Genomic DNA, 16,150 nt, shown 5'->3' with positions numbered 1-16,150 from the left:
GGGCTCGGCGGCGGGGGCGGCTCCGCGGCCGGGGCCCGGGCCGGGATCGGGATCCAGGGGCGGCTCGGGACGCGCGGTCCGCGCGCCGTCCGCCGCCGCAGCGTCCGTGGCCTCCGCCCGAACGGGGGCACGGCCGGCCTCGTCCAAGGCGGCCTCGCCGTCCGAAGCAGCCTCGTCCGAGACAGCCTCGTCCGAGACAGCGTCGTCCGCCGGGTCGTCCCCGTGGAGCGTTCGCTTCGACGTCCTGTCCGTCGAGGGTGCGTCCGTCGAGGGCGTGTCGTCGGAGGACGCGTCGTCGGAGGGCGTGTCGTCGGAGGGCGCGTCGTTCGCAGGCGTCTCTTCCGACTGCTCGCCGCCGGGGGTCTTGTCGTCCTCGCCGGCCGGGCTGGGGGCGGCCGCGCGCGCGTGCTCGTCGACCGCCTCGGGCTTCCCCTGGGCTTCGTCCTCCTGGGCGGCCTCCGCGGAAGTCACCCGTGCGGGCCCGTCGACGGCAGAGCCTTTCGTGAGCCCCTCCGCGGCGTCCTCGGCGAGTTCCTCGCCCGATGTCTTCACACCGTCGGCGTCGAGCCGGGCCAGGGCTGCCTGCGCCCGCAGGAACAGCTTGGAACCCTCCGGCGAGAACACCGCCGACGTCTGTGCCTTCTCCTCGCCGGACTCGGAGGACTCGTCGGCCTCGTCGGCTTCTCCCGATGCGCCGGAGTCGGACGCCCCGGACGCCCCGGAAGGCTGGTGCGCCCCGGACGACTCCGCCGTCTCCGTGGGCTCCGCGTCCTGCGGTCCGCGCGCGGCGGGCAGCGCAGGCGACGGAGCCGCCTCTATCTCGAGCAGGCGACGGCCTTCCAGGGCGCTGGCGCGCTCGGTCTCCGCGGTGGCGTAGCGGCGCAGCAGCGCGGCGTGCTCGTTGCGCAGGCCGGCGAGTTCGGCTCGCTTGGCCCGCAGTCGCTGCTCCAGCTTGACCCGGAGCTCACGTGATTCCTCGAGGTCGCTCTCCACCTCGGCGATGCGTTCCTCGAAGCGCCACTCGTCACCGGCACGCGCGCGCGTGAGGTCGGCGACCTGCTTGCCGGCCTGTACGTCCCAGTGGCGCATCACGACCGCGCCGACGATCGCCGTCGCCGCGGCGGCCGCGGCCAGCACACGGAGCGCCGTCGGCTGGGTGAACACCCAGGGGCCGAGGGCGCAGACGAGGGAGACGCCGGCGATCGCCGAGGGGGGCAGCAGCCTGTGCAAAGGAGGGGAATGGCGGTGACGTCCTCGTGGCATGGCCAGAAACTTACCGCGCGTAGGCGTTTGTTGGCGCCCCGCCCCACAAAAACTCAGCCATAACGAAGCCTTCACACTGCATCAGGAAACTGGCTTGTCGCCGAATTCGACGAGAAGCAAGATCATTTCCCGTCCCGGCAAGGGACCGGGGACGCCCGCCGCCTCCGTCCCGGGTGGAGCCGCACCCACCCGGCACGAGGGTCACCCAGCCCTCGCTCCACCCCTGCCCCCACCGTCGCCTGCACCCATGCCCACTTCCGCCTCCACCTTCACCTTCGCCTTCACCTTCACCTCGGCACCGGCACCGGCACCGGCACCGGCACCGGCACCGGCTCAACGGTCGCTCAACCGACCGCTGATCCACTGCAGCGTGGGCGGAATCTCCCGCCGCCAGGTGTTGAAGTTGTGCCCGCCGCTTTCCAGGATGATCGACGAGACCCTGGTCCTGCCCGTGGCCTTCGCCAGGTCTATGAACTTCTGCGTGGCCTTGTAGTTGCTTTCTCCGGCCTTGCTGCTGGTGACCAGCAGAGAGGTGGCGGGAGCGGAACGATTCTTCAGAAACCAGAGCAGATCCGCCTCATTGCGCAGCGTCTTGTTCCCGTGGAAGAGGTCTCCGGTGGTCGGGTCGATCGGCGCCTTGTAGTACGCCGACAGGCCCGCAGCGGCCCCGTAGGCCTCCGGGTGGTGCATCGCCAGCTTCAGCGCGCAGTACCCGCCCGTGGAGTCCCCGATGATGCCCCAATTGCTCGCCTTCCTACCCACCCTGTAGTGGGCGGCCACGGCGTCCCGCAGATCCTTCGCGAAGAACGACTCGGTCTGCGGACCGCCCGGGATGTCCACGCACTCCGTGTCCCTGGGCGGCGCCACCGTGGGACGCAGCATCACCAGGATCATCGGCTGCATGCTGCCGTCCCCGGCCAGCTGCCGCGCGGTGCGCGGGTAGTGCAGCTTGTCCACGAGCGCCTTCGCCGTGCCCGGGTACCCCGTGAGGACCACGGCCGCGGGAAACGTCCGCGTGCGATAGGCCGGCTCGAAGTACTCCGGCGGCAGATACACGTACGCGGGCGTGGTGATGTGCGTCGTGCGCCCGTCGATGGCGACCTTCTGGACCTGCCCGCCCGCTTCCGGCCGCCCGCTGCTCCCGAGGTCCACCCGCCGCGTGTCCACCACCCTCAGCGGTCCGGCCGGGCCGCCCGAGGAGTGGTCGACGACCACGCCCTGCTCCGTCTCCTGGCCGAACAGGTCCGCCCAGCTGGCGTAGAAACCGAACGCCTGATTGGCGGAGAGTCCTATGGACGCGAAGAGCGCCAACTGGGTGGCGAGCAGCAGGCCGACCCGCCCGGCGACGGCCCGCCAGCTCTGCCTGGCCAGCCTCGGCCACAGCCAGACCGTGCCGGCGAACAGCAGTAAGGCGAACAGCACTGACAGCAGCAGCACTTTGTTGCTCGTGAGTCCCATGCGGTGGTTTCCTGCCTGCTCTTCGTCCGGGACCACACCCGCTTCCCCCGACTCCTTCGCGAGGGCTTGTCCCGGATTTTTCTTCGCCTTTTCCATGCCTTTGGCGAGATGAGTGAACCTCTCTGCCCAAGACACCGTCCTAGAGGGCGCAATGTCGCCGGATGCCCGAATCGGCACCGGGTCCAAGGTCTCTCGCGGAACTACGGGATGCGATGTCTGTCACGGAAGATGCGGAAATGTCGGGCGGGGTTCCGCGCCGAACGAGCCGGGTGCGGCGGATAGTGCGAGGTCCGCGCCCTGAGGCCGTTCCCGCCCTCGTCGCCCGGGCCTGTGCCCTTGTGGGCCTGCTGGACGTCGCGGGGGGCGTCTTCCCGCGGTTCCGGCACAGCCGTATGCACACCTTCGCGGAGGTGCTTCCGGGCTCCTTCGGGCCGTTCGCGGCCGCGCTGTCGCTCAGCGCCGGCGTGCTCCTGCTGCTGCTCGCCCACGGGCTCAGGCGCGGCAAGCGGCGCGCATGGCGGGCCGCCGTGGTGCTGCTCCCCGCCGGCGCGGTCGCCCAGTTCGTGTACCGCCACTCGATCGTGGGCGCGCTCATCTCGGTGGCGCTCCTGGTCCCGTTGCTGCTGCACCGCGACCAGTTCGCGGCGCTGCCCGACCCGCGCAGCCGCTGGCGCGCGCTCGCGAACTTCGTCCTCATGGGCGCCGGTTCCCTCGGTCTGGGGCTGGTCATCGTCAGCGTCCACCCCAACCGGATGATCGGCGACCCGAGCCTGGCCGATCGCCTTGCGCACGTCCTGTACGGCCTCTTCGGCTTCGAGGGCCCGGTCGACTACCAGGGCAACACCTCCTGGACCGTCGGCGCCTCCCTGGGCGCCCTGGGTCTGCTCACGGCGGTCACCACGATCTACCTCGCCTTCCGCCCCGAGCACCCGGCCGCCCGCCTCACCGAGGAGGACGAGAGCCGTCTGCGCGCCCTGCTGGCCAAGCACGGCCGCCGCGACTCCCTCGGCCACTTCGCGCTGCGCCGCGACAAGGCCGTCGTCTTCTCCCCCAGCGGCAAGGCGGCCGTCACCTACCGCGTGGTCTCCGGCGTGATGCTCGCCAGCGGCGACCCCATCGGCGACGTCGAGGCCTGGCCCGGCGCCATCGAGCGCTTCATGGACGAGGCCAAGGCCCACTCCTGGACCCCGGCCGTCATGGGCTGCTCGGAGACCGGTGGCGAGGTCTGGACCCGGGAGACCGGCCTGGACGCCCTCGAACTGGGCGACGAGGCGGTGGTGGACGTGGCGGATTTCTCCCTCGCCGGCCGCGCGATGCGCAACGTGCGCCAAATGGTCAAGCGCATCGAACGCGCCGGTTACGAAACCCGGGTACGGCGCGTGGGTGACCTCGGCGAGGCCGAACTCGAGCGCATCCGGCGCGCCGCGGAGGACTGGCGCGGCACCGACACCGAGCGCGGCTTCTCGATGGCACTGGGCCGCATCGGCGACGTCACCGACACCGACTGCCTCATCGCCACCGCCCACAAGACCGACGAGGTCCCCGGCGAGTACGGCGACCTGAAGGCGATCCTGCACTTCGTGCCCTGGGGCCCCGACGGCGCCTCGCTGGACCTGATGCGCCGCGACCGCTCGGCCGACCCCGGCATGAACGAGCTGCTGATCGTCGCCGCCCTCCAGGCGGCGCCGAAGTTCGGCATCACGCGCGTGTCGCTGAACTTCGCCATGTTCCGCGCGGCTCTGGCCCGCGGCGAGAAGATCGGCGCCGGTCCCGTGCTGCGCGCCTGGCGCGGCCTGCTGGTCTTCCTCTCCCGCTGGTTCCAGATCGAGTCGCTGTACAAGTTCAACGCCAAGTTCCAGCCCCGCTGGGAGCCGCGCTTCGTGGTCTACCGGGCCTCCGCGGACCTGCCACGCATCGGCTTCGCCGCGATGCAGGCCGAAGGCTTCGTCACTCTCGCCCTGCCCCTGCCGCGCTTCCTGCGCCGCCGTTCCGCACCGGCACGCGCGTGTGCGCACGCCGTGGCGGACCGAGACGTACGGGCCGCGTAGCCGCAGCGCCATGCCGGTCCGGCGCCGACCGGGCCCGGGCCGCCGAGAACGGCCCGGGCGAGGGGCCCGCCGCCCGGCCTCGCGGGTTTCGGTCCGGGCCGCGCCACGGCACGGCTCCCTCCTGGGCCTACGCTGAACGCATGAGCAAGCAGAGCGGACGCGGGCGCGTCGTCGGGCTTCCCGAATGGGACCGCTGCGCGGTCATGGGAGTCGTCAACGTGACCCCCGACTCCTTCTCCGACGGCGGCCGCTGGTTCGACACGACGGCCGCCGTCAAACACGGTCTGCAGCTCGTCGCCGAGGGCGCGGACCTGGTCGACGTCGGAGGCGAGTCCACCCGCCCGGGCGCCACCCGTGTCGACGAGGCCGAGGAGCTCCGCCGGGTCGTTCCCGTGGTCCGGGGCCTGGCCTCCGAAGGCGTGGTCGTCTCCGTCGACACCATGCGCGCCACCGTCGCCGCCCAGGCCCTCGGGGCCGGTGCCACCCTCGTGAACGACGTCAGCGGCGGTCTGGCCGACCCGGCGATGATCCCGACCGTGGCGGACGCGGGCGCCCCCTTCGTCGTCATGCACTGGCGGGGCTTCCTCGAGGGAGGCAACGTCAAGGGCGTCTACGCCGACGTCGTCGCCGAAGTCGTGGACGAGCTCCACGCGCGCGTGGAGGCCGTTCTGGCGGGCGGCGTCGCCCCCGACCGCATCGTCGTCGACCCGGGCCTCGGATTCTCCAAGGAGGCCGACCACGACCTGGTGCTCCTCGCCCACCTCGACCGGCTGCACGCCCTCGGGCACCCGCTGCTGGTCGCCGCCTCCCGTAAACGGTTCCTGGGCCGGGTCCTGGCCGGTCCGCAGGGCGCTCCACCGCCCGCGCGCGAGCGGGACGCCGCCACCGCGGCCGTCTCGGCCCTCGCGGCCCAGGCGGGCGCCTGGGCGGTCCGGGTGCATGAGGTCCGCGCGACGGCGGACGCGGTGCGGGTCGCACGAGCCGTGGAAGGGGCGCGCACGGAGCAGGACGCGCCGGGCGCAGGCGCACCCCGGCAGGCGCGGGCGGCGACGAGCCCACCCGGCGCGGGAAGCACGGCCGAAGCGCGGACCCAGTCCGGCACGCCCCGCACAGAGGGAGCCCGGTGAGCGCCCCCCACACCGACGTCGAGCAGGTCGAAGCCGCCAACGCCGCCTTCTACGAGGCGCTCGAGCAAGGCGACTTCGAAGGGGTCTCCTCCCTCTGGCTCACCCCCGCCGACCTGGGGGTGGACGAGACGTACCACGACCCGGCGGACGTCGGCGTCGTCTCCTGTGTGCACCCCGGGTGGCCGGTGCTCACCGGCCGGGGCGAGGTCCTCAGGTCGTATGCGCTGATCATGGCGAACACCGACTACATCCAGTTCTTCCTCACCGATGTGCACGTCTCCGTCACCGGCGACACCGCCCTGGTGACCTGCACCGAGAACATCCTCAGCGGCGGCCCCGCCCCCGAGGACGGCGAGGAACTCGGGCCGCTCGTCGGCCAGCTGGTGGTCGCCACCAATGTGTTCCGCCGCACCTCCGACGGCTGGAAGCTGTGGTCGCACCACGCCTCTCCGGTCCTGGCGGACAACGACGACGCCGACAGCTCCGAGATCCAGGAGATCCCGGAGGACCCCGGGGCCCCTGGGAGCGAGGACACCCCTTCCTGAGCGGATGGACGGGCCGCAACGGGGCAGCAGGCCCTCAGGTCGCTCCGAGCGCCGGCTCGGGTCGGCTCAGGTCGGCCAGAGGGACGAAGGAGTGGTTGGAATCACGAACCCACGGGTAGGGGCGGCTACCAACCCGTGGGCCGCCGGGTTCCCCAAGGGAAACGCCCGGTGAAATCTCCCGGCTCCGGTCCCGGCCGGCGCGGCCGGAGCCCGGGACTGTCAGTGCTCGCAGGTAGATTCGTTCGAGGCCGGGCCGCCGCCCGCACCCGGTACGCACCGGCCCCAACCGACGATTGCAGGAGTGATTCGCGTGGATCGTGTCGCGCTGCGCGGCCTGAAGGCCCGCGGGTACCACGGCGTGTTCCCCAAGGAACGCGAGGAAGGCCAGACCTTCCTCGTGGACCTCGTCCTGGGCCTCGACACCCGAGCGGCCGCGGCCGACGACGACCTGGCGAAGACCGTGCACTACGGCATCGTGGCGGAGGAGGTCGTGGCCGTCGTCCAGGGCGAGGCCGTCGACCTCATCGAGACGCTCGCCGAGCGCATCGCCCAGGCCTGTCTGAAGCACGAAGGGGTCCAGGAGGTCGAGGTCTGCGTCCACAAACCGGACGCGCCGATCACCGTCCCCTTCGACGACGTGACCGTCACCATCACCCGGAGCCGAGCATGACCGCGTTCTTCACCGAGGGCCAGAGCGACCCGACCGTACAGCCGGTACCCGCCTCCGTCGTCGAGAAGGTCGACGCCGCCGACACCACCCTGCACAACCCCAAACGTGCCGTGATCTCCCTCGGCTCCAACCTGGGCAACCGCCTGGAGACGCTCCAGGGGGCCATCGACGCCCTCGAGGACACCCCCGGCGTCCGCATCAAGGCCGTCTCCCCCGTGTACGAGACGGAGCCGTGGGGCGTCGAGCCCGGCAGCCAGCCCTCGTACTTCAACGCGGTGGTCCTGCTCAAGACGACCCTTCCGCCGTCGTCCCTCCTGGAGCGCGCCCATGCGGTCGAGGAGGCCTTCCACCGGGTGCGGGACGAACGCTGGGGCGCGCGCACGCTGGACGTCGACATCGTCGCGTACGCCGACGTCGTCGACGACGACCCGCACCTGACCCTCCCGCACCCCCGCGCCCACCAGCGCGCCTTCGTGCTGGCCCCGTGGCACGACGTGGAGCCCGAGGCCCAACTGCCCGGCCGCGGCACCGTCGCCGACCTTCTGGGCTCCCTCCCCCGCGAGGGCGTCGAAGCCCGCGAGGACCTGGAACTCCACCTGCCGGTCTAGTCGTTAAGGTCAATCAGAAAGGTCAACGAGACCACTGCCCGCGAGATCTTCCCGCCGCGGGCGCGGGGGAGCTGAAGGGACACCGTGAGAGAGCTGCGCATCAGGGTGCTGGCCGGCGTGTTCGTCGTGGCCGCGATCCTGTCCTGGGCGGGCGCGCGCCTGTGGAACTCGATCGGGACCCTTCCCAGCGTCCCGCTGGCCGCCCCCATCGTCCTCGCCCTGATCGCCGTCGTGCTCACGGCTACGGCGCTGTCGCTGCGCGCCCGCCTCAAGGCCCAGCGCGAGCGCCGCCCCGAGGCCAAGGGCGTCGACCCCCTGATGGCGGCGCGCGCGGTGGTCTTCGGCCAGTCCAGCGCTCTGGTCGCCGCCCTCGTCTCCGGAATGTACGGAGGAACGGGCGTCTTCCTCCTGGAGTCCCTCGACATCCCCGCCCGCCGTGACCAGGCCATCTACGCCGGCTTCTCGGTCCTGGCGGGCGTCGGAGTGATAGCGGCGGCCATCTTCCTGGAGCGCGTCTGCAGACTCCCGGAGGACGACGACCACGAGAACGGCGCGGCCACCGCGGCCTGAGCCGCCGCACCGCCGCACCGCCGCACCGCCACCAGCAGGTCAGCCCGCGTCAGCGAGCGTCACTGCACCTCAGCGCGCGAGTATCAGGCTCATCGCCTCGGCCCGGGTCGTGGCGTCCCTGAGCTGTCCCCGCACGGCGGACGTCGTGGTCTTGGCGCCGGGCTTACGGATCCCCCGGACCGACATGCACATGTGTTCGGCCTCGATGACGACGATGACGCCACGGGCTTCGAGGATTCGCATGAGGGAGTCCGCCACCTGTGTGGTGAGACGTTCCTGCACCTGGAGGCGGCGAGCGTACACCTCGACCAGCCGCGCCAGCTTGGACAGACCCGTGATCTTGCCCGACTCCGCAGGGATGTAACCCACGTGCGCGACACCGTGGAACGGCAGCATGTGATGCTCGCACAGAGAGACGATCTCGATGTCCTTGACCAGCACCATCTCGTCGTGGCCGAGGTCGAACGTGGTCGTCAGGACGTCCTCGGGCACCTGCGTGAGGCCCGCCAGCAGCTCCCGGTAAGCCCGCGCCACCCGCGCCGGCGTCTCCCGCAGCCCCTCGCGCTCCGGGTCCTCGCCGACCGCGATCAGCAGCTCGCGTACGGCGTTCTCCGCGCGCTTCTCGTCGAACTCGCCGATGGAGCCGTCGCCGTCCAGCGTCACGGGGTCGGTCATGGGGGCCTCGTTCCTGTGCGGGTCGCTCGGGTGGTTACGCACCTCATCTGCGAGCCTACGAAATCGGTCAAACGGAAAATGCCGCGCCCCCCAGGCTAGAACCTGGGGGGCGCGGCATCCATTCCGGGCCTGGTAGGGCCTCCCGGAGCCGGGATCAGCTCTCGGGGCGGTCCTCCGGGGCGGGCTCGGCGACCGGACCGGTCTCGACCGCGGTGGACTTCGCCGTCGAGATGGCCTGCGTCGCGCCGTTGGCGCCGTTCGTCAGTGCCAGCTCCCGAGGGGAGAGCACCGGCGGACGGGTGGACGGCGTGCGTCGCGACGAGCCGGTCCAGGCGGGTCGTGCCGGGCGCTTGACGATGGCGGAGAAGATCTCGGCGATCTCCTCCTTGTTCAGCGTCTCCTTCTCCAGCAGTCGGAGCACGAGGTTGTCGAGGACGTCGCGGTTCTCGACCAGGATCTCCCAGGCCTCGTTGTGCGCGTTCTCGATCAGCTTCTTGACTTCCTCGTCCACCAGAGCGGCGACCTCTTCCGAGTAGTCGCGCTGGTGAGCCATCTCACGGCCGAGGAAGGGCTCCGTGTTGTCGCCGCCGAACTTGATAGCACCCAGGCGCTCGGTCATGCCGTACTGGGTGACCATCGCCCGAGCGGTGGCCGTGGCCTTCTCGATGTCGTTCGCCGCGCCCGTGGTGGGGTCGTGGAAGACGAGCTCCTCCGCCGCGCGCCCGCCCAGCATGTAGGCCAGCTGGTCGAGCATCTCGTTGCGGGTGGTGGAGTACTTGTCCTCGTCGGGGAGGACCATCGTGTAGCCCAGGGCACGGCCTCGGGACAGGATCGTGATCTTGTGGACCGGGTCGGAGTTCGGGGAGGCCGCCGCGACCAGGGCGTGTCCGCCCTCGTGGTACGCGGTGATCTTCTTCTCCTTGTCCGACATGATCCGGGTCCGCTTCTGCGGGCCCGCGACCACGCGGTCGATCGCCTCGTCCAGCATGTGGTTGTCGATCAGCTTCAAGTCCGAACGGGCCGTCAGCAGCGCGGCCTCGTTCAGCACGTTGGAGAGATCGGCACCCGTGAAGCCGGGGGTGCGGCGGGCGACTGCGGCCAGGTCGACGTCGGGCGCGACCGGCTTGCCCTTCTGGTGGACCTTGAGGATCTCCAGACGGCCCTGCATGTCCGGGCGGTCGACCGCGATCTGACGGTCGAAGCGGCCGGGGCGCAGCAGCGCGGGGTCGAGGATGTCGGGCCGGTTCGTGGCGGCGATGAGGATCACGCCGCCCTTCACGTCGAAGCCGTCCATCTCGACGAGCAGCTGGTTCAGGGTCTGCTCACGCTCGTCGTGTCCACCGCCGAGGCCGGCGCCGCGATGGCGGCCGACCGCGTCGATCTCGTCGACGAAGACGATCGCCGGGGCGTTCGCCTTGGCCTGCTCGAAGAGGTCGCGCACCCGGGAGGCGCCGACGCCGACGAACATCTCGACGAAGTCGGAACCGGAGATCGAGTAGAAGGGGACGCCCGCCTCGCCGGCGACGGCGCGTGCGAGCAGGGTCTTGCCGGTGCCGGGCGGCCCGTACAGGAGCACACCCTTGGGGATCTTGGCGCCGACGGCCTGGAACTTCGCCGGTTCCTGGAGGAACTCCTTGATCTCGTGGAGTTCCTCGACGGCTTCGTCCGAACCGGCGACGTCGGCGAACGTCGTCTTCGGGGTGTCCTTGGTGATGAGCTTGGCCTTGGACTTCCCGAAGTTCATGACTCGGGAGCCGCCGCCCTGCATCTGATTCATCAGGAACAGGAACACGACCACGATGAGGACGAAGGGGAGCAGGGACAGCAGGATCCCGACGAAAGCGTTCTGCTTCGTCGGCGAGACCGTGTAGCCGTCCGGAATCTGCTTGTCCTGGTACTTGGTCTGCAGCGTGTTGGCGATGGTCACGCCCTGGTCGCCGATGTAGCTCGCCTGGATCTTCGAGCTGTCCTTGACCTTCTCGCCGTCCTTGAGCGTGACCTTGATGGTCTGCTCGTCACCGGTGGTGAGCTTGGCCGACTCGACCTTGTTGTCGTTGATCGCTGCAATGACCTGGCCTGTGTCCACCGTCTTGTAGCCGCCGGACGAGCCGACGACCTGCATCAACACGACCACGGCAAGGACGGCCAGCACGATCCACATGACCGGCCCACGGAAGTATCGCTTCACGTCCATCCATACGGAGCGGTGTCGCCCCGTCCCTCCTGCCATAGTGAGTTTGATAAGACAGTTCTTCTGACGGTACCCCAGCTTCGTCACGCAAAGCCGCACGGAACGGCTGGCGCACCCGTCTGCATGCTCCAACGGCGCGAGGCCCGCCGGGGTTCCCGATCTTCCCAAAGGGCTTGCGCCCTTCGGGTTTCAGCCGCCGTAGACGTGCGGCGCGAGCGTACCCACGAACGGGAGGTTGCGGTACTTCTCGGCGTAGTCCAGCCCGTAGCCGACGACGAACTCGTTGGGGATGTCGAACCCGACCCACTCGACGTCGATGGCGACCTTGGCCGCCTCGGGCTTGCGCAGCAGGGTGCACACCTTGAGGGAGGCGGGCTCGCGCGAGCCGAGGTTGGACAGCAGCCAGGACAGGGTCAGGCCGGAGTCGATGATGTCCTCGACGATCAGGACGTGCTTGCCCTTGATGTCGGTGTCGAGGTCCTTGAGGATCCGCACCACTCCGGAGGACTGGGTGCCCGCGCCGTAGGACGACACGGCCATCCAGTCCATGGTGACGGGGGTGGACAGGGCCCGGGCGAGGTCGGCCATGACCATCACCGCGCCCTTGAGGACGCCGACGATGAGCAGATCCTTGCCCGCGTACTCCGCGTCGATCTTCGCGGCCAGACCAGCCAGCTTCGCGTCGATCTCTTCCTTGGTGATGAGCACCTCTTTGAGGTCGGTGCCCATGTCTTTCGCGTCCACCCGCATCACTTTCGGTTGTCCCACCGGCCGCCGGAACCGCCCACGACCACGTAAGCGGTCCTGCCGGAGGGCCCGGATTCAGCCTTGCCGAATCACCAGTCTGCCACCCTGGCGCTGAGCGACGACTTTGCCAGGGAGATTGATGACCCCCTGGCCGCGCCAGCCGGTGATCAGCCGGTCGACCTCTTCGATGTGCCGGGCGAAGAGCGAACCGGCGGGAGCGCCCGCCTCGATCGCGGCGCGGCGCAGGATCCGGCGGCGTACGGCGGGCGGCAGGGCGTAGAGCTTGGCGCACTCCAGGAGGCCGGACGCGTCGCGCACGGAGGACTCGGCCTGGCCGGCCCAGGCGTCGAGGGCGTCGGCGTCGTCGCGGGAGAGCTGGGCCGTGCGGGCCAGGGCTTCGACGACGCCCTTGCCGAGGGCCTTCTCCAGGGCGGGCAGGCCCTCGTGGCGGAGCCGGGAGCGCGTGTAGGCCGGGTCGGCGTTGTGCGGGTCGTCCCAGACGGGCAGGGACTGGACCATGCAGGCCTTGCGGGCGGTCTGCCGGTCCAGCTGCAGGAAGGGGCGGCGGTAGCGCCGGGCGGCGCCCGGTCGCCCGGAGACCGCGGCCATTCCTGAGAGGGAGCGGATGCCGGAGCCGCGGGCGAGGCCGAGCAGGACGGTCTCGGCCTGGTCGTCGCGGGTGTGGCCGAGCAGGACGGCGGCGGCGCCGTGGGCTTCGGCGGCTGCGTCGAGGGCGGCGTAGCGCGCGTCTCGGGCGGCGGCCTCGGGGCCGCCCTCGCGGCCCACGGCGACGGCGGTGGAGTCGACGGGGTCGAGGCCGAGTTCGCGCAGCCGCAGGACGACTTCCGCGGCACGCAGGTCGGAGCCGGGTTGCAGGCCGTGGTCGACGGTGACGCCGCCGGCGCGGACGCCGAGCCGGGGGGCCTCGAAGGCGAGGGCGGAGGCGAGCGCCATGGAGTCGGCGCCGCCGGAGCAGGCAACGAGCACGAGCGGCGGGGTCGGGCGCTCGTGCGGGTTCTCGTCGGGGGCGGGGTGGTCGTTGAGGATGTCGTGAAGTACGCGGCGGACCGCCAGGCGTATCGCCGCGACCGCAGGATGGGGACCCATTGTCCGGTTCCCTTCATGAAGTTTTCGGGGGTTAGCCCGAGGTTCGGTCACTCAGAGTGTGTAGATGGTGACAGAACCGGGCCGTTCCCTGAGCATTGCACGCCTACCCAGGGCCCACGGTCCCTCGGACGGGTGATTGCGGGGGCGTTCTCCTGCCGGCGGCCGGATTCGGTTCCCGCCCGTTCCGGCGGCTCACGACTCGGCCTTGCGGTGCACTCGCGCGACCCACTCCGCCGGCTTGGCGATCTCGGCCTTGGTCGGAAGTGTGTTCGGAGAGGTCCACACCCGGTTGAAGCCGTCCATGCCGACCTCGTCGACGACGGCCCGCACGAAGCGTTCGCCGTCCCGGTACTGCTTGAGCTTGGCGTCCAGGCCGAGCAGCCTGCGCAGGGCGATGTCCAGCCGGGAGGCGCCCTTGGCGCGGCGTTGCTGGAACTTCTCGCGGATCTCGGCGACGGTCGCCACGACTTCCGGGCCCACGCCGTCCATGACGAAGTCGGCGTGGCCCTCCAGGAGGGACATCACGGCGGTGAGGCGGGCGAGGATCTCGCGCTGGGCGGGCGTCTGCACGAGTTCGACCAGGGAGCGGCCCCCGTCGTCCTCCTCACCCTCGGGGCGGCCGCCGGCGAGGGACTGGGCGGCTTCGCGGACGCGTTCCAGGAAGGTCATGGGGTCGACGTCGGTCTCGCCCAAGAACGACTGGATCTCACCCTCCAGGTGGTCTCGCAGCCAGGGGACGGCGGAGAACTGCGTGCGGTGCGTCTCCTCGTGGAGGCACACCCAGAGGCGGAAGTCGTGCGGATCCACGTCGAGTTCGCGTTCCACGTGGACGATGTTCGGCGCGACGAGCAGCAGGCGGCCGCCGCCGTTCGCTCCGGCGGGGAGTTCGCGGGTGGCGGGGGCGAAGGTCTCGTACTGACCGAGGACGCGGGACGACAGGAAGGACAGCAGCATGCCGAGTTCGACGCCGGTGACCTTGCCGCCGACGGCGCCGAGGACAGCGCCGCCGGGGGTGTTGCCGCGTCGTTCCTGCATCTTCTCCAGGAGGGGTTTGAGGATCTCGCGGAAGCCGGCGACGTTCGCCCGCACCCAGCCCGGACGGTCGACGACGAGGATGGGCGTGTCGTGGATGTCCTCGGTGCCCATACGAGTGAAGCCCCGGACGTGTTGCTCCGAGGCCTTGGCGTGTCGGCGCAGTTCCGCGACGACGGCACGTGCTTCGTCGCGGCTGACCTCCGGTCCCGGCCGTACGAGCCGGGTCGCGGTCGCCACCGCGAGATTCCAGTCGACCATCCCTGATGAGGCAGCGCCACCGATGCTCGTCATGCGTCAACCGTACGTGAGCGCCGCCTCGGAGGGCAGGCCACGGGAGGCCGGTCAGGGAGATGTCAGGGTCGGGCCCGGAGCCGGTTCGGGGGCGACGGGGCTCAGCGGCAGCCGCACCCGGCCAACGCCGTGGCCGCCCTGTCCAGCGCCGCCTGGGCCGCCGCCGGGTCGGTCGTGCCGGCGGCCATGAGGGCGAAGGCGAGCAGCCGGCCGTCCTGGTCGACGACGGTGCCGGCGAGGGTGTTGACGCCGGTCAGGGTGCCGGTCTTGGCACGGACGACGCCGGCCGCGCCGTCGGCGTAGCGGCTGGTGAGGGTGCCGGTGAAGCCCGCGACCGGCAGGCCGGTGAGGACGGGGCGCAGGTCGGGGCGGCGGGGGTCGCCTGCCTTGACCAGCAGGGCCGTCAGCAGGTCGGCGGTGAGCCGGTCCTGGCGGTCGAGGCCGCTGCCGTCCTTGAAGCGGGCGCCCGCCATGGGCAGTCCGAGCTTCTTCAACTGGGCCTGGACCGCTTTGCCGGCGCCGGCGAAGTCGGCACGGACGCCGGTGGCGACGGCGGTCTGGCGGGCGAGGGCCTCGGCGATGTCGTTGTCGCTGTTGGTGAGCATCCGCTCGACCAGGGCGGACAGCGGGGGCGAGGAGACCGTCGCGAGGCTCTGCGCGCGCGTGGTGGCCTTGGAGGGGCCGGGGGCCGTGGTCTTGACGCCGGCCGCCTCGAGGAACTCCGCGAAGGTGGCGGTCGCCTCGGCGGCCGGGTCGCTCACGCGGGCTGCCGGGCCGCTGTCGGAGACGTCGGTGCGGCCCTCGTCGGCGCTCAGGGCGGTGACGGGGGCGAGGTTGGGGTTGACCCCGATGGGGTGAATCTGCGTGCCGGCGTACAGGGTCGTGTCGTACGAGAGCGTCACGCGGGTGAGTCCGCGCTTCTTCAGGGCGGCGGCGGTGGAGGTGGCGAGGGTGCGCAGGCTCGCCCAGCCGCCGGTGCCCGCGCGGGCCGTGAGGGTGGGGTCGCCGCCGCCGACGAGGACGAGTTCCCCGGTGTCGGGTTCCAGCGCGGCACGGGTGGTGAAGCGGTGTTCGCCGCCCATCGCGGAGAGCGCGGCGACCGCGGTGGCGATCTTCGTGGTGGAGGCCGGGGTGAGCGCCTGGTCGGCTCCGGCGCCGTAGAGGCGCTTGCCGGTGGCGACGTCGACGACGGCGGCGGTGTGCTGGGCGCCGAGGGCCGGATCGCCCAGGAGGGGGCCCAGGACGCCCGTGAGGCCGGTGCCGCCGGGAAGGGCGTCGGGGGCGGATTTCACGGTGTCGCCGCCTCCTCCGCCGACGAGCGCGGTGAGGACGGAGGCGGCGCTCGGCGCGGGCCGGGGAGCTCCGGCCGCCGTGTCGGACGTACCGGACGAATCGTCCGGGCGGCCGTGATCTGTGCCACCCGTCCGTTCCAGGGCGGCGACCCGGTCCCGCTCGGCCGTACGCTGACCGCTGGAGTCCCAGGGTCCGGCGGCGGTCACCACGACCGCGGTCAGCGCCAGCCCGGCGGTCGCCGCACCCGCGGTGTACTGCCACGTCCGGGCGTTCGGACCGGCCTTCGTGATCCGCGCGAGCTGCGGGCGCGCCGCCTGCACGAGTCGCTCGACCTGCGGCTTCGCGGTCGCCGCCAGGTGCGTGAGGCGGGGCCGTACGACTCCTGCGGCCCGTGCCAGACGTGGTCGTACGGCGTCCGCGACCCGCACCACATGCGGTCTCGCGGTCCGCCAAGGCCTCAGCTCTGGCACGAACACCAGCCCCTTTCGCGATCACACACCTGCGTGAGGGACACTTAACCAC

The 16,150-nt window shown here is 71.3% G+C and carries 14 protein-coding genes; 6 read left to right on the top strand and 8 right to left on the bottom strand.

Translation table 11 applies throughout. From position 1 onward, the window contains the following. Positions 1–1,263, bottom strand: a 1,263-nt coding sequence (locus BG482_RS45070; protein ID WP_256096318.1) for a hypothetical protein, incomplete at its 3' end; no start/stop codon positions are given. A 333-nt stretch (positions 1,264–1,596) separates the two neighbouring features. Continuing rightward, a complete protein-coding gene (locus BG482_RS09560) occupies positions 1,597–2,721 on the bottom strand; it encodes an esterase family protein (protein ID WP_069768467.1) in 1,125 nt (374 codons plus the stop codon). 236 nt (positions 2,722–2,957) lie between these two features. Here BG482_RS09560 and BG482_RS09555 point away from each other — a divergent pair, with 236 nt between their 5' ends. The 6 genes from BG482_RS09555 to BG482_RS09530 all read left to right on the top strand — a co-directional run bounded on the left by BG482_RS09555 (position 2,958) and on the right by BG482_RS09530 (position 8,289). Then, entirely contained in the window at positions 2,958–4,769 is a 1,812-nt protein-coding gene (locus tag BG482_RS09555) for a phosphatidylglycerol lysyltransferase domain-containing protein (protein ID WP_069768466.1), read from the top strand. A gap of 140 nt (positions 4,770–4,909) precedes the next feature. Then, positions 4,910–5,896, top strand: coding sequence for a dihydropteroate synthase (gene folP / locus BG482_RS09550; RefSeq protein WP_256096317.1), 987 nt, complete (start codon positions 4,910–4,912; stop codon positions 5,894–5,896). Next, positions 5,893–6,441: a nuclear transport factor 2 family protein gene (locus BG482_RS09545; protein ID WP_069768465.1), complete on the top strand. Its 549-nt coding sequence runs from the start codon at positions 5,893–5,895 to the stop codon at positions 6,439–6,441. The genes folP and BG482_RS09545 overlap by 4 nt, the downstream gene beginning before the upstream one ends. Before the next feature lie 310 nt (positions 6,442–6,751). Further along, positions 6,752–7,111 (top strand): dihydroneopterin aldolase, encoded by a 360-nt coding sequence (folB, locus tag BG482_RS09540; protein ID WP_069768464.1) that lies wholly within the window; start codon positions 6,752–6,754, stop codon positions 7,109–7,111. After that, positions 7,108–7,719 carry a 2-amino-4-hydroxy-6-hydroxymethyldihydropteridine diphosphokinase gene (folK, locus tag BG482_RS09535; protein WP_069768463.1) on the top strand — a complete coding sequence of 204 codons (612 nt, stop codon included), beginning with the start codon at positions 7,108–7,110 and terminating at the stop codon, positions 7,717–7,719. Before folB ends, folK begins: the two co-directional genes overlap by 4 nt. 84 nt (positions 7,720–7,803) lie before the next feature. Further along, positions 7,804–8,289: a DUF3180 domain-containing protein gene (locus tag BG482_RS09530; RefSeq protein ID WP_069768462.1), complete on the top strand. Its 486-nt coding sequence runs from the start codon at positions 7,804–7,806 to the stop codon at positions 8,287–8,289. A 69-nt stretch (positions 8,290–8,358) separates the two neighbouring features. On the opposite strand, the gene folE is transcribed toward BG482_RS09530, so the two are convergent. The 6 genes from folE to dacB all read right to left on the bottom strand — a co-directional run bounded on the left by folE (position 8,359) and on the right by dacB (position 16,104). Then, positions 8,359–8,964 carry a GTP cyclohydrolase I FolE gene (gene folE, locus BG482_RS09525; RefSeq protein WP_069768461.1) on the bottom strand — a complete coding sequence of 202 codons (606 nt, stop codon included), beginning with the start codon at positions 8,962–8,964 and terminating at the stop codon, positions 8,359–8,361. A gap of 154 nt (positions 8,965–9,118) precedes the next feature. Beyond that, positions 9,119–11,158, bottom strand: coding sequence for an ATP-dependent zinc metalloprotease FtsH (ftsH, locus tag BG482_RS09520; RefSeq protein WP_069768460.1), 2,040 nt, complete (start codon positions 11,156–11,158; stop codon positions 9,119–9,121). Between the two features lie 186 nt (positions 11,159–11,344). Next, complete coding sequence (gene hpt, locus BG482_RS09515) at positions 11,345–11,905, bottom strand: hypoxanthine phosphoribosyltransferase (RefSeq protein WP_069768459.1); 561 nt, start codon at positions 11,903–11,905, stop codon at positions 11,345–11,347. Positions 11,906–11,977: 72 nt separating this feature from the next. Then, positions 11,978–13,009, bottom strand: a complete 1,032-nt coding sequence (gene tilS / locus BG482_RS09510; RefSeq protein WP_069768458.1) for a tRNA lysidine(34) synthetase TilS — start codon at positions 13,007–13,009, stop codon at positions 11,978–11,980. A gap of 192 nt (positions 13,010–13,201) precedes the next feature. Next, a complete protein-coding gene (locus tag BG482_RS09505; protein ID WP_069768457.1) occupies positions 13,202–14,335 on the bottom strand; it encodes a zinc-dependent metalloprotease in 1,134 nt (377 codons plus the stop codon). A gap of 101 nt (positions 14,336–14,436) precedes the next feature. After that, positions 14,437–16,104 (bottom strand): D-alanyl-D-alanine carboxypeptidase/D-alanyl-D-alanine-endopeptidase, encoded by a 1,668-nt coding sequence (gene dacB, locus BG482_RS09500; RefSeq protein WP_069768456.1) that lies wholly within the window; start codon positions 16,102–16,104, stop codon positions 14,437–14,439. Between the last annotated feature and the right edge of the window lie 46 nt (positions 16,105–16,150).

The organism is Streptomyces sp. LUP30 (assembly GCF_001746365.1).
Taxonomy (GTDB): domain Bacteria; phylum Actinomycetota; class Actinomycetes; order Streptomycetales; family Streptomycetaceae; genus Streptomyces.
Note: the sequence above shows the minus strand (reverse complement) of the source record. Positions and strands in the feature narration are given on the sequence as shown.

What these genes read in the sequence shown, in the direction of transcription:
- BG482_RS09560 (WP_069768467.1), bottom strand. Translation starts at nt 2,721, where the DNA reads ATGGGACTCACGAGCAACAAAGTGCTGCTGCTGTCAGTGCTGTTCGCC.
- BG482_RS09555 (WP_069768466.1), top strand. Translation starts at nt 2,958, where the DNA reads ATGTCGGGCGGGGTTCCGCGCCGAACGAGCCGGGTGCGGCGGATAGTG.
- folP (WP_256096317.1), top strand. Translation starts at nt 4,910, where the DNA reads ATGAGCAAGCAGAGCGGACGCGGGCGCGTCGTCGGGCTTCCCGAATGG.
- folK (WP_069768463.1), top strand. Translation starts at nt 7,108, where the DNA reads ATGACCGCGTTCTTCACCGAGGGCCAGAGCGACCCGACCGTACAGCCG.
- folE (WP_069768461.1), bottom strand. Translation starts at nt 8,964, where the DNA reads ATGACCGACCCCGTGACGCTGGACGGCGACGGCTCCATCGGCGAGTTC.
- ftsH (WP_069768460.1), bottom strand. Translation starts at nt 11,158, where the DNA reads ATGGACGTGAAGCGATACTTCCGTGGGCCGGTCATGTGGATCGTGCTG.
- hpt (WP_069768459.1), bottom strand. Translation starts at nt 11,905, where the DNA reads ATGCGGGTGGACGCGAAAGACATGGGCACCGACCTCAAAGAGGTGCTC.
- tilS (WP_069768458.1), bottom strand. Translation starts at nt 13,009, where the DNA reads ATGGGTCCCCATCCTGCGGTCGCGGCGATACGCCTGGCGGTCCGCCGC.
- BG482_RS09505 (WP_069768457.1), bottom strand. Translation starts at nt 14,335, where the DNA reads ATGACGAGCATCGGTGGCGCTGCCTCATCAGGGATGGTCGACTGGAAT.